At 64.1% G+C, this 12,312-nt stretch carries 13 protein-coding genes; all 13 read left to right on the top strand.

Annotation, left to right across the window (positions count from 1 at the left end):
* Positions 1-33 precede the first annotated feature (33 nt).
* Entirely contained in the window at positions 34-810 is a 777-nt protein-coding gene (locus tag AB5Y70_RS10020) for a lipoprotein (RefSeq protein WP_041212621.1), read from the top strand.
* A gap of 378 nt (positions 811-1,188) precedes the next feature.
* Positions 1,189-1,506, top strand: coding sequence for a flagellar hook-basal body complex protein FliE (gene fliE, locus AB5Y70_RS10025; protein ID WP_029314161.1), 318 nt, complete (start codon positions 1,189-1,191; stop codon positions 1,504-1,506).
* Between the two features lie 55 nt (positions 1,507-1,561).
* A complete protein-coding gene (fliF, locus tag AB5Y70_RS10030; RefSeq protein WP_041212623.1) occupies positions 1,562-3,262 on the top strand; it encodes a flagellar basal-body MS-ring/collar protein FliF in 1,701 nt (566 codons plus the stop codon).
* A complete protein-coding gene (gene fliG, locus AB5Y70_RS10035) occupies positions 3,255-4,316 on the top strand; it encodes a flagellar motor switch protein FliG (RefSeq protein WP_010673917.1) in 1,062 nt (353 codons plus the stop codon). Before fliF ends, fliG begins: the two co-directional genes overlap by 8 nt.
* A 70-nt stretch (positions 4,317-4,386) precedes the next feature.
* Positions 4,387-5,190, top strand: a complete 804-nt coding sequence (fliH, locus tag AB5Y70_RS10040) for a flagellar assembly protein FliH (protein WP_139736710.1) — start codon at positions 4,387-4,389, stop codon at positions 5,188-5,190.
* 74 nt (positions 5,191-5,264) lie between these two features.
* Positions 5,265-6,596, top strand: coding sequence for a flagellar protein export ATPase FliI (gene fliI, locus AB5Y70_RS10045; RefSeq protein ID WP_319861540.1), 1,332 nt, complete (start codon positions 5,265-5,267; stop codon positions 6,594-6,596).
* A gap of 16 nt (positions 6,597-6,612) precedes the next feature.
* Positions 6,613-7,053 carry a flagellar export protein FliJ gene (gene fliJ, locus AB5Y70_RS10050; RefSeq protein ID WP_039039911.1) on the top strand — a complete coding sequence of 147 codons (441 nt, stop codon included), beginning with the start codon at positions 6,613-6,615 and terminating at the stop codon, positions 7,051-7,053.
* Between the two features lie 102 nt (positions 7,054-7,155).
* Positions 7,156-9,060 (top strand): flagellar hook-length control protein FliK, encoded by a 1,905-nt coding sequence (locus tag AB5Y70_RS10055; RefSeq protein ID WP_368175994.1) that lies wholly within the window; start codon positions 7,156-7,158, stop codon positions 9,058-9,060.
* A gap of 57 nt (positions 9,061-9,117) precedes the next feature.
* Positions 9,118-9,624, top strand: a complete 507-nt coding sequence (fliL, locus tag AB5Y70_RS10060) for a flagellar basal body-associated protein FliL (RefSeq protein WP_010673922.1) — start codon at positions 9,118-9,120, stop codon at positions 9,622-9,624.
* Between the two features lie 10 nt (positions 9,625-9,634).
* Entirely contained in the window at positions 9,635-10,708 is a 1,074-nt protein-coding gene (gene fliM / locus AB5Y70_RS10065; RefSeq protein ID WP_041212627.1) for a flagellar motor switch protein FliM, read from the top strand.
* Positions 10,709-10,749: 41 nt separating this feature from the next.
* Positions 10,750-11,145 (top strand): flagellar motor switch protein FliN, encoded by a 396-nt coding sequence (fliN, locus tag AB5Y70_RS10070; protein ID WP_010673924.1) that lies wholly within the window; start codon positions 10,750-10,752, stop codon positions 11,143-11,145.
* Complete coding sequence (gene fliO, locus AB5Y70_RS10075) at positions 11,142-11,525, top strand: flagellar biosynthetic protein FliO (protein WP_010673925.1); 384 nt, start codon at positions 11,142-11,144, stop codon at positions 11,523-11,525. The genes fliN and fliO overlap by 4 nt, the downstream gene beginning before the upstream one ends.
* The gene (fliP, locus tag AB5Y70_RS10080) at positions 11,512-12,270 is read left to right on the top strand and encodes a flagellar type III secretion system pore protein FliP (protein ID WP_010673926.1); all 759 of its coding nucleotides are present in this window, start codon (positions 11,512-11,514) and stop codon (positions 12,268-12,270) included. Before fliO ends, fliP begins: the two co-directional genes overlap by 14 nt.
* The last annotated feature ends 42 nt before the right edge of the window (positions 12,271-12,312 follow it).

The following is a 12,312-nucleotide window of genomic DNA, read 5'->3' on the forward strand; positions in this document are numbered from 1 at the left end:
GTGACCTTCGACTCATCACAGAGGGTGGAAACAATGAAGATTCGATTCCTGGTGATAGCCACGGCACTGGCGCTGGCCTCAACCCCCGGTCTGGCCGACTGGGCAAAGCTGAAGGAGGCCGCCTCCGAACTCGGTACCGCGGTGAGCGATACCAGCAAGGAGGCGTGGAAGGGGATCACCGATTTCTCCAAGGAGACCTGGGAGTCGGTGTCCAGCTGGGGGGCCGAGGCCTACAACAAGGCGGGGGCCTGGACGGCAGAGAGCGCGGCCACCGGCAAGGAGTGGCTGACCGCCGCCGACAAGAAGCTCGACACCATGCTCGAGCCCAAGACCCCGGAGGAGGCGAGAACCGCCCTCGATACCATGGCCGATACCGCCCTGGTGCGGCTGTTCAACGAGCAGCCCTCGGCCAAGTTGCTGTTTGACAAGGCTTATGGCTATGCGGTGTTCGACTCGCGCAAGTTCTCCCTGATGATCCATACCAATCAGGGGGCCGGGGTGGCCGTCAATCGCACCAGTGGCAAGCACACCTACATGAAGATGTTCGGTGCCGGTCTCGCGGCCGGGATCGGCGGCAAGTTCTACCAGCAGGTGATCCTGTTCGAAGACAAGGCGAGGTTCGATGCCTTCGTCAGCAAGGGGTGGGAAGCTACCTCCGAGGTGGGCGCCGTGGCGGGCAAGGAGAGCGCCGAGCTCACCGCCAAATACAATGGCGGCATGGCCATCTATCAGATTGGCGAGAAGGGGCTGTTGCTGGACGCCAACATCTCGGGCTCCAAGTACTGGCTGGATGATGACCTGAACAAGTAACCCCTGCCAATCTGACCCGGTCTTTCATGGATGGCTAGAGATGCACCCTGTTTACTTGTCGGGGTTTGCAGTAAAAAGAGGGCCTTGGGCCCTCTTTTTCATGGGCGCCGCACAGAGTCCGGCGACCAGGAGAGCAAGATGACCCATGAGGCCGAGCAGGATCGGATGGTTGCCCAGCGCCGGGAGTGGGACAAGCAGAGCATCTACCTGCGGCGGCGGCTGGGCGATCCCCCCGGATCTGCGACCTGATCCCCGGATGGCCGGTGCCCGCCGGCCTGATCGCGCCCCGCTTTTATCCCTGATCTCGAGATCTCGCTCTGGTTGGCACCTTTATTGCTTCAAGCCAGTCAGTGTCAATGATTTGTCTGGGAAGGGAAGATGGAAATTAGCGCAAGCAGCCTGATGCAAGAGATGCAGGCCCTCAAGGTGGAAGCCGGTGCCACGCCGTTGACCCAGCCCGGTCGTCCGGTCAGCTCGGATTTCGGCCAGATGCTGCAACAGGCCCTGGACAACGTCAACGAGTTGCAGGGCACCGCCAACGATCTGCGTACCCGCTTCGATCTCGGCGACAAGTCGGTGGATCTCTCCCAGGTGATGATCGCCGGCCAGAAATCCTCCATCGCCTTCGAGGCGACGGTGCAGGTGCGCAACAAGATGGTCGATGCCTACAAGACCATCATGAACATGCCGGTGTAACTCGGGCCCATGGCGACCGAGCATCATGAAGATGTCAGCAACAAGGACATAAACCGTGGCAACTGATCAAAACGGCGATCTGCTGATCAACAACGAGGGGGCGGCCGCCCTCGACGAGCACGAGCAGAAGAGCTCGGCGCTGGGCTTCCTGTCCAACACCGATGTGTTGCGCCAGATCACCCTGATCCTGGGGCTGACCATCTGCCTAGCCATCGCCGTCTTCATCCTCTTGTGGGGCAAGGAGCCGGAGATGCGTCCCCTCGGCACCTTCACCACCCAGGAGCTGGTCTCCACCCTGGATTACCTGGATCAGCAGAAGATCCCCTATCAGGTGGATGGCAAGAGCGTGCTGGTCAGTGCCGAAAACTATGCGGACATCCGGTTGCGCCTGACCCGCGCCGGTCTGGCCAACAACAGCGACGCCAGCAACGACGGCGAAGCTATCCTGCTCAAGGACTCCAGCTTCGGCGTCAGCCAGCGCATGGAGAGCGAGCGCCTGAAACTGAGCCGCGAGCGCCAGCTGGCGAGCGCCATTGAGCAGTTCCAGAACGTCGCCAAGGCCCAGGTGCTGCTGGCCATCCCGAAAGACAACGTGTTCGCCCGCAACGAACGCAAGCCCAGCGCCACCGTGGTCCTGAGCCTCAAGGGCAACGCCCTGGGCCAGGGTGAGGTGGACTCCATCGTCGACATGGTCGCCTCCGCCGTTCACGGTCTGGAGCCGACCCGCGTCACCGTGACCGACCAGAACGGTCGCCTGCTCAACTCCGGCTCCCAGGATCCCCTCTCTGCCCAGACCCGCAAGGAGTTTGCGATGCAGCAGAAGCAGGAGCTCGAATACAAACAAAAAATTGACGCCATCCTGATCCCGGTGCTGGGGGCCGACAACTATACGGCGGAGGTGGATCTCTCCCTCGACTTCTCCCAGCAGGAACAGACCCGCAAGACCTACAACCCGGACCTGCCGGCGGTGCGCTCCGAAATGACCATGGAAGAGAACAGCGCCAGCGGCAGCAACGGCGGGGTGCCCGGCGCCCTCTCCAACCAGCCGCCCGCCGCGTCCAACATTCCCGAGCAGGCTGCCGGCGGGGAAGGAACCGCCTCTTCCGGCCGTTCCCGCAAGGAAGCGACCCGCAACTTCGAACTGGACACCACCGTCAGCCACATCCGGCGCCAGCAGGGCGGCATTCGCCGCATGACGGTGTCGGTGGCGGTGGATTACAAGGCCATCCCCGGCGCCGACGGTGCCGTGACCCGGGAAGCCCGCAGCCAGGCCGAACTCGATACCCTGCGCCGTCTGCTGAGCGGCGGTCTGGGCTTTGACGTGACCCGGGGGGATACCCTGGAGGTGGTCGCCATTCCGTTCAACCGCCCGGAACTCGAGACCGTTGCCGACATTCCTCTCTACGAGCAGCCCTGGTTCTGGCGCGCGGTGCGCATCGCCGCCTCCGTGCTGGTCATCATAGTGCTCATCGTCACCGTGGTGCGGCCCATGCTCAAGCGCCTGCTCTACCCGGACGCCAAGCCGGAAGGGGAGCTGGACTTCGACAACCACACCGTGCTGGGTGGCGACGACGAACTGAGCCTGCTGGCCGCCCAGGCCGAGGCCGAACCGGTATTCGGTCTGCGGGATGGTCAGCTCAAGCTGCCTGACCTGCACCGTGACGAGGATCTGCTCAAGGCCGTGCGCGCCCTGGTAGCGAACGAACCTGACCTGGCCGCCCAGGTCATCAAAGAATGGGTAACCAAAGATGCCTGAAGAGAATAAAAGCCAGGTCACCGGCAACGACATCACCGAAAGCCAGCGCCTGATCCTGGATCAGATGGGCGGCATGGAGATGGCGGCGGTGCTGATGCTGAGCCTCAACGAGGAGGACGCGGCCCAGATCTTCCGCCACCTCGAGCCCAAGCAGGTGCAGCGGCTCGGCATGTCCATGGCCTCCATGTCGGATTTCAGCCACGATCGGGTGGCGGCGGTGCATCGTCAATTTATCGACGACATCCAGAAGTACACCAATATCGGCATCGGCAGTGAAGACTTCGTGCGCAAGGCTCTGGTGGCGGCGCTCGGGGAGGACAAGGCCAGCAACCTGGTGGATCAGATCATCCTGGGCTCAGGCGCCCGTGGCCTCGACTCCCTCAAGTGGATGGATGCCCGCCAGGTGGCCAGCATCATCCAGAACGAGCACCCGCAGATCCAGACCATCGTCCTCTCCTATCTGGAGCCGGAGCAGTCCGCCGAGATCCTGAGCCAGTTCCCGGAGCAGGTGCGCCTGGATCTGGTGATGCGCATCGCCAACCTCGAAGAGGTACAACCGGCGGCGCTGCAGGAGCTCAACGACATCATGGAGAAACAGTTCGCCGGTGCGGCCGGTGCCCAGGCGGCCAAGATGGGCGGCCTGAAGGCGGCGGCCAACATCATGAACTACCTGGACACCAACATCGAAGGGCAGCTGATGGACTCCATCCGCGAGTCGGACGAGGAGATGAGCCAGCAGATCCAGGATCTGATGTTCGTGTTCGAAAACCTCATCGACGTGGACGATCGGGGCATCCAGACCCTGTTGCGGGAAGTGCCCGGGGATCTGCTGCAACGGGCCCTCAAGGGGTCGGACGACCAGATGCGGGAAAAAGTATTCAAGAACATGTCCAAGCGGGCCGCCGAGATGCTGGCGGATGACCTCGAGGCCATGGGGCCGATCCGGGTCTCCGAGGTGGAGGCCGCCCAGAAGGAGATCCTCTCCACGGCGCGCCGCCTGGCGGATGCGGGCGAGATCATGTTGGGAGCGGGTGGTGGCGAAGAGTTCCTCTAAGCCATGGGCCATGGAATGTGCGATGATGTCGGCCCCTGTACCCGGCCCTCGATAGGAGTCTCTTCGGCACATGAATGACAAGAACAGCAAACTGCGCGGCTATCTGAGGCCCGAGTCCGACACGGCGCAGATTGAGACCTGGGGCTGGCCAGAGATGGAGACCGAAGCCGAGGTCGAGACCAATGCCCTGGGGCTGGCCCCTGACTGGTATCGTCAGGAGCAGGCCGATGCGGCCCTGCCGGAAGAACAACCCGAAGAGCCCGCCCCCAGCATCACCGCCGAAGAGGTGGAGGCGATTCGTCAGGCCGCCTGGGAAGAGGGGATGCGCGATGGGCGCGAGGCCGGTTTTGCCAAGGGGCTGGAAGAGGGCAAGCTCGAAGGCTTGCAGCAGGGCCACCAGGCCGGGCTGGAGCAGGGCAGGGAAGAGGGACTCGCCATGGGGCGGGAGCAGGTGGAGCTGGAGATAGCCCGCTGGCAAGCCCTGGTCTCACGCCTGGCCACTCCCCTTGGCGAGATGGACGAGGCGGTGGAGCAGCAGCTCATCGCCCTGGTGCAACAGCTCGCCCGCGCCCTCATCCGCCATGAGGCGCAAACCTCCCCCACGCTGCTGCTGGAGGCCCTCAAGCAGGGGTTGGCCCTGCTCCCTGCCGCCGAGCAGGGGGTCACCCTGATGCTGCACCCGGAGGATGTGATCCGGGTAGAGGCCGCCTTTGGCGCCGAGGAGTGCGCCAGGCGCCACTGGCGGCTGCAAAGCGAGCCCACCTTCTCCCCCGGCGATCTGCAACTGGCCACCGAGCTTTCCAGCATTGATCTCACCCTCTCCGGGCGCATCGATCAGCTGCTGCGCAATTTCCTGCGTGACAACGCGAGCTGAGCCATGGCCCGGTTCGAACCCGTCGTGCAGCGCCCTGCTGACGGCATCATCAGGCACTCATCGTCGGAGGCGACATGACGGCACCCCTTCTTGAGCGGCTTAAAGGCTACCGGGTTCGCGAGCAGGCCCCCATACCACCGGTGGCAGGCAAGCTCACCCGGGTGGTGGGGCTGACCCTGGAAGCCATTGGCTGCCGCGCCGCCATCGGCTCCCTGTGCCGCATCGATACCCAGGATGGGGCCCTGGAGGCCGAGGTGGTGGGGTTTGCCGGGGATCGCCTGTTCTTGATGCCGAGCGAGCAGCTCAAGGGGGTCATTCCCGGCGCCCGGGTGGTGCCCGTCACCGAAGATCACGGCATTCCGGTGGGCATGAGTCTGCTTGGCCGGGTCATCGATGGCATCGGCCAGCCCCTGGACGGGCTCGGTCCCATCATCTCGTCCCAGACGGTGCAGTTCGCCCAGCACCGCATCAATCCCCTGGCCCGTCGCCCCATCCATCAACCCATGGACGTGGGGGTACGGGCCATCAATGCCGTGCTCACCGTGGGCCGGGGTCAGCGCATGGGGCTGTTCGCCGGCTCCGGTGTCGGCAAATCCGTGCTGCTTGGCATGATGACCCGGGGCTCGGTGGCAGATGTCGTCGTGGTGGGCCTCATCGGCGAGCGGGGCCGGGAGGTGAAGGAGTTCATCGAGGAGATCCTCGGCGCCGAGGGGCGCGAGCGCGCCGTGGTGGTGGCCGCCCCTGCCGATGCCTCGCCGCTGATGCGCCTCAAGGGGTGCGAGACGGCGCTCGCCATCGCCGAGTATTTCCGCGAGCAGGGGCTCAACGTGCTGCTGCTGATGGACTCCCTCACCCGCTACGCCCAGGCCCAGCGGGAAATTGCACTGGCGGTGGGGGAGCCGCCGGCCACCAAGGGCTATCCCCCCTCGGTGTTTGCCAAATTGCCGGCGCTGGTGGAGCGGGCCGGCAACGGCAGCGACGGCCAGGGCTCCATCACCGCCTTTTTCACCGTGCTGACGGAGGGGGACGATCTGCAGGATCCCATCGCCGACGCGGCCCGGGCCATCCTCGATGGTCACATCGTGCTGGCGCGGGAGCTGGCGGATGCGGGCCACTATCCGGCCATCGACATCGAAAAATCCATCAGCCGGGTCATGCCCATGGTGACCTCACCGGAGCACATGGAGCTGGCGCGCACCTTCAAGCAGTTCTACTCCCTCTACCAGCAGAACCGGGATCTCATCACTATCGGCGCCTACAGCCAGGGATCGGATCCGCGCATCGACCGGGCCATCATCCAGAAACCCTATCTGGATCAGTTCTTGCAGCAGAAAATGCGCGAGGTCATTCACTACGATGAAGGCCTGCAATCCCTGCAACTGGTGGCCATGCCCCTGATGCGTTGACCGGTGGAGAGCCCTTATGAGTAAAGGATTGACGTTGCTGGCGAGTCGGCTGGAGGAGGCCGAACAGCAGGCCGCCATGGCGCTGGCCAAGGCCCAGCAGGATCTCAAGCTGTTCATGGATCAGCAAAACGCCCTCAACCAGTATCGCCAGATCTACCACCAGCAGTGGACGGAGCGCGGTCTGCAGGGGATCAGCCCCCAGCAGAACAGCCAGTATCACGCCTTCATCAACAAGCTCGAAAACGCGGCGACCCAGCAGTACCAAGGGGTGTTGCAGGTGCGCGAAGCACTGGCCGAGTGCCGCACCCAGTGGCTCGAAGCCCAGCAGCGGCGCAAGGCGGTCGAGCTGCTGCTGGAGAAGAAGGCGGACAAGGTGCGCCAGAAGGCCCAGCGCCAGGAGCAGAAGATGCTGGATGACTACGCCATCCTGCGTCGTTATCACCAATCTGGCCTGTAATTTGCTTTCTTCCGGTCATGCGAGGCCGATGGGCCAAGCCATGACCGCACGTGCGGCCGTCACCGAATCGTCGTCAGGGCTCCCAGCATGATACAGACCCCCTTGATTAGCACTCTCCCCCAGGCGCCTTCTGCCGATGGCAGCGCCACCCTGCTGGCTCCCACCATTGGGGGCGAAGGGGGCGTGCAGCCGTCAGGCGAGGGCAAGGCCGCCTTCTCGCAAGCCATGGCCATGGCCCAGCTGATGGGCAAGGCGCCAGCCAGTCAGGGCAACCCACCGCTCCAGGGCCCCGCCGAGGGCGCCCGGGAGGGGCTTGCTCCGGCTGCCAAATCTTTGGCGTCTGACGAGCCCGCCACCGAGTCTGCGTCTTCCTTGAAGGGGGCGGACGACGAGGGCGAGCTGCCTCCCGACGACTTCCTGCAACAGTTGCAAGCCTCCCTGCGCCAGGATGTGAGCCTGGTGGTGCCCCCGACATCGCCCGCCATGGCCGGTGAGGCGGCGGCGCCTGTGGACGGCAACCCCTTGCCGCCTGGCGCCGCTGCGCCTGGGATGGCAGAGGGGGTGGGAATGGCAGAGGACGTGGGGTTGGCAGAGAGCGTGGAGGCGGCAGAGGGGAGCGCCTCCCTGCCGCAGATGGCGCCAGAGCGTCAGCATGAAGGGAACAAAACGAAAGCCATCCCCGGTGCGGCCCAAGGCGCCAGCGCCGTGCCGAGCGGTCAGGGGGCTCTGCCGCTGGGGGCGGAAGAGCCCCCCTTGGCCGATGACGCTGCCGTGGCCGACCAGGGCGGAGCGACCCGCCAGCCCATGGCAGGGAAGGGAGCGGAGCCGGATGCCAAGGGGGTCGAGCCCCCTCTCTCGGGTCAGGAGCGTGCTGCCCTGCTCGCCAAAGTGGTGGCAGGAGAAAACGCCCTGGCTCCCACTGTCACCCGGGCTGACTCATCGCAAGAGGCACAGGTGGCCAATCCCCTGACGTCGGCCGGACAGGGGGCAACCGCTTCCCGTGCCACCAGCGCCTATGGCGATGGCGTGATCCGGACGGTGGCGCAGGGGCCGGCCCCTGTGGCCACACCGGAGTCCGCCCCGCCAGCCACTGCGGCAGGGGCAGAGAAGGACGCCCCTGTCGCCGGTGAGGCCAGACAGGCTGAGGCCGCGAGCGGGCAGGGAGCCCGTGCAGGGGCCGAGCCTGCGGTGAATGCAGGGAGCAGCCAGCCCGTGACGACGGAGGACCCGGCCCCCGTGCAGGTGGCGCCGCAGATCCTGGCCCGTCACGAATCCCAGGGGGCACAGGCCCCCCTGACGGCCCTCTCGGCGGGCCTGGACCAGATGGAGAGCGCCCCCGTGGTGGTGGCCGGCGCTGCCGTGTCGGTGAAGCCCGCGGTGGACAAGTCCCGGCTCGATGAGCTGGGAAAACAGTCGGGGATGGAGGTCAAGGGCAGTGAACCCGCCGAGGGGAGCCAGCCTTTGCATCAGGCACAGAGCCAGGTCGGCGAGAACCGACCGCTGGCCGAGGCGACCGTCAGACGGGAGCCCCAGAGCCTGCCCCACCTCAAGCTGGCGACCCCTGAGGCCCCCGAGCAGCTGCACCACAAGGTGAACTTGATGCTGGCGGACAAGCTGCAACAGGCGGAGATCCAGCTAGACCCCCTGGGGCTTGGCAAGATGAAGATCCAAATCCAGATGGATGCCTCCAGCCAGGCCAGCGTGCACTTCGTGGTGCAGCATGGCCAGACCCGTGAGATGCTGGAGCAGGCCATGCCGCGCCTGCGCGACATGCTGGCAGGGCAGGGGATCCAGCTCGGCCAGACCGTGGTGCAACAACAGGCGCAGCAGCAAGCCTTCCAGCAGCAGGGGCAGTCATCCTCCCAGGGTCAGTCCGGTTTCGGTGACCAGGGGCGACAGGGGGGAAATGGTGGCGGCAGCGATGGCAGAGAGGCCGAGGGGAGCGCTCGCAACCTCACGCTGCTGGTGGAATCGGCAAACGATGCCGGAATCGATTTCTATGCTTGATGCATTCTTAAGTAAGTTTATGATACCGAACAAGTTTGAGACTAGGGTGGACAAGGGATGGCAGACGATAACGAACTGACGCTGAAGGATCCGGCGGCAGGCAAGAAAAAGAAGCTGATCATGATAGTCGCCCTGGCCGTCGTGCTCCTTGGTGGGGGTGGCGCCGGCGCCTGGTTCATGCTCGCCGGTGGGGATGAGCCCGCGGCCGAAAAAAGCGAGGCCAAGCCGGAGGCGAACACGCCCCAGCCCTCGCTCTATGTGGGCATGCCCCGTCCCTTCGTGTTCAACGTGGCGGGAGGCCAGCGGGATCGGCTGGTGCAGATCAAGATCCAGCTGATGGTGCGTGGCACCGCCGACGAAACCCTGGCCAAACAGAACATTCCCCTGATCGAAGGCACCTTGCTGCGGGTCTTCAGCTCGGCGACCGCCGAACAGCTGATGACCTTCGAGGGCAAGGAGAAGCTGCGTCAGGATTCGCTGGAAGAGTGCCGCCGGGTGCTGAACGACCTGGTCTCTTCTCCCGTAATCGAACAAGTGCTGTTTACCGGCTTTGTCATGCAATGAAAGGTGAAGCGTGAGCGATCTGTTAAGTCAGGACGAGATTGATGCCCTGCTGCACGGCGTCGACGATGTCGAGGAGGAGGAGCTGGGATCAGCCGGGGATCCCGGTATCGCCCAGTTCGACTTCTCCTCCCAGGACCGCATCGTCCGCGGCCGCATGCCGACCCTGGAGCTGGTGAACGAACGGTTTGCCCGCCACATGCGCATCAGCCTGTTCAACATGATGCGACGCACCGCCGAGGTCTCCATCAATGGCGTGCAGATGCTCAAGTTCGGCGAATATGTCCACACCCTGTTCGTGCCCACCAGCCTGAACATGGTGCGTTTCCGCCCCCTCAAGGGGACGGCGCTCATCACCATGGAGGCGCGGCTCGTCTTCATCCTGGTGGAGAACTTCTTTGGCGGTGATGGCCGCTACCACGCCAAGATCGAGGGGCGGGAGTTCACCCCCACCGAGCGGCGCATCATCCAGATGCTGCTCAAGCTGGTGTTCGAGGACTACAAGGATGCCTGGGCGCCGGTGATGGACGTGGGCTTTGAATACCTCGACTCCGAAGTGAACCCGGCCATGGCGAACATCGTCAGCCCCACCGAGGTGATCGTGGTGAGCTCCTTCCACATCGAGCTGGACGGCGGTGGCGGTGACTTCCACGTGGCCATGCCCTACTCCATGCTGGAACCCATCCGCGAACTGCTGGATGCGGGGGTGCAGAGCGACAAGGGGGATACCGACGTGCGCTGGAGCAAGGCCCTGCGCGACGAGATCATGGACGTCAAGGTGGAGCTCAAGGCCAAGCTGCTGGAGACCGAGCTCTCCTTGCGTGAGCTGATGGAGCTCAGACCCGGGGACATCATCCCGGTGGAGATGCCGGAGAACCTGCTGGTCTTTGTGGAGGATCTGCCCACCTTCCACGCCAAGATGGGGCGCACCAAGGAGAACGTGGCGCTCAAGATCACCGACAAAATCAAGCGCCCTGACGGGGTCAAGACAGAGATGCATCTGGTGACCCGCGGGGGCGTGCGCATTGATGGCGAAGCCGAGCTGGAAGAGCTCGAGCGAAGCATCTCTGACAAACACCCTGATTGATCCTCCCCCCGGGGAGGTGTTGCAACACTGAGGAATTGAAGATGAGCGGAACCGATGACGAGCAGGATTTGATGGCTGACGCCTGGGCGGCCGCACTGGAGGAGCAGGTCACGGCCGAAGCCAAGCCTGCCCCCCTGGAGGAGTTGAAGGACGAAGCCCCCATCAGCGCCGAAGAGCGGCGCAAGCTGGACACCATTCTGGACATCCCGGTGACCATCGCCATGGAAGTGGGCCGCAGCCAGATCAGCATTCGCAACCTGCTGCAACTGAACCAGGGCTCGGTGGTGGAGCTGGATCGGGTGGCGGGTGAACCCCTGGACGTGCTGGTCAACGGCACCCTGATCGCCCACGGCGAGGTGGTGGTGGTGAACGACAAGTTCGGTATCCGCCTTACCGACGTCATCAGCCAGATTGAAAGGATCAAGAAGCTCAAATGATCCGTGTGCTCCCGTTGTGGCTGTTTTCCCTGCCTGCCCTGGCCAACCCGGGGGTAGGGGCCAATCCCCCCAGCCTCACCTCCTGGCTGCTCTCCAGCCTGATGGTGATCGGCCTCATCCTGGTGCTGGGCTTCCTGCTCAAGAAGAGCAAGCTTTCCCAGGTGATGGGAGGGGGCCAGATGAAGGTCATCGCCACCCTGCCCCTTGGCTACAAGGAGAAGCTGATGGTGGTCAAGGTGGGCGGCCAGCAGCTGCTGGTCGGGGTGACGCCGCAGCAGGTCAACTTCCTCTATCGCCTGGAAGAGCCGCTGGACGAGAGCCAGCCTCAGGCGTTCTCCGAGCAACTGGGCAAACTGATGGGCAAGCATGAAAAACGTTAACTGGACCCGGTGGCTGGCACTGCTCTCCCTGGTGCTCTCGCCCCTGGCGATGGCCCAGGACGGCATGTCTGCACTCACCGTCAAGACCATGGCGGATGGCAGTCAGGAGTACAGCCTGACCCTGCAGGTGCTGGCGCTGATGACCGCGCTCTCCTTCCTGCCGGCCATGGTGATCATGATGACCTCCTTCACCCGGATCATCGTGGTGCTCGGCATCCTGCGCCAGGCCATCGGTCTGCAGCAGAGCCCCTCCAACCAGGTGCTGATCGGCATCGCCCTCTTCATGTCGTTTTTCATCATGTCGCCAGTGCTGGATCGCATCAACAACGAGGCGTTGCAGCCCTATCTGGCCGAGACCATCGGGGCCAAGGAGGCCCTGGAGAAGGCGGAGCTGCCCATTCACCAGTTCATGCTGGCCCAGACCCGGGTCAAGGATCTCAATACTTTCATGGAGATAGCGAACGTGCAGGTGGCCGAGCCTGCGGACGTGCCGCTACGGGTGCTGATCCCGGCCTTTGTCACCAGCGAGCTCAAGACCGCCTTCCAGATAGGCTTCATGTTGTTTCTGCCCTTCCTGGTCATCGATCTGGTGGTCGCCAGTATCCTGATGGCCATGGGGATGATGATGCTCTCCCCCATGCTGGTCTCCCTGCCGTTCAAGCTGATGCTGTTCGTCATGGTGGATGGCTGGAACCTCATTCTGGGCTCCCTGGCCACCAGCTTCGGGCTGGGCTCGGGTGGTTAGGGGAGGGCAGACCTTCCCCCCGGCTCTCCCCTTCACTCGGGG

It is taken from the genome of Aeromonas sp. s1(2024) (assembly GCF_040908005.1).
GTDB lineage: Bacteria > Pseudomonadota > Gammaproteobacteria > Enterobacterales > Aeromonadaceae > Aeromonas > Aeromonas caviae.

What these genes read in the sequence shown, in the direction of transcription:
- fliL (WP_010673922.1), top strand. Translation starts at nt 9,118, where the DNA reads ATGGCAGACGATAACGAACTGACGCTGAAGGATCCGGCGGCAGGCAAG.
- fliG (WP_010673917.1), top strand. Translation starts at nt 3,255, where the DNA reads ATGCCTGAAGAGAATAAAAGCCAGGTCACCGGCAACGACATCACCGAA.
- fliH (WP_139736710.1), top strand. Translation starts at nt 4,387, where the DNA reads ATGAATGACAAGAACAGCAAACTGCGCGGCTATCTGAGGCCCGAGTCC.
- fliE (WP_029314161.1), top strand. Translation starts at nt 1,189, where the DNA reads ATGGAAATTAGCGCAAGCAGCCTGATGCAAGAGATGCAGGCCCTCAAG.
- fliI (WP_319861540.1), top strand. Translation starts at nt 5,265, where the DNA reads ATGACGGCACCCCTTCTTGAGCGGCTTAAAGGCTACCGGGTTCGCGAG.
- fliN (WP_010673924.1), top strand. Translation starts at nt 10,750, where the DNA reads ATGAGCGGAACCGATGACGAGCAGGATTTGATGGCTGACGCCTGGGCG.
- AB5Y70_RS10020 (WP_041212621.1), top strand. Translation starts at nt 34, where the DNA reads ATGAAGATTCGATTCCTGGTGATAGCCACGGCACTGGCGCTGGCCTCA.
- fliJ (WP_039039911.1), top strand. Translation starts at nt 6,613, where the DNA reads ATGAGTAAAGGATTGACGTTGCTGGCGAGTCGGCTGGAGGAGGCCGAA.
- fliP (WP_010673926.1), top strand. Translation starts at nt 11,512, where the DNA reads ATGAAAAACGTTAACTGGACCCGGTGGCTGGCACTGCTCTCCCTGGTG.
- fliO (WP_010673925.1), top strand. Translation starts at nt 11,142, where the DNA reads ATGATCCGTGTGCTCCCGTTGTGGCTGTTTTCCCTGCCTGCCCTGGCC.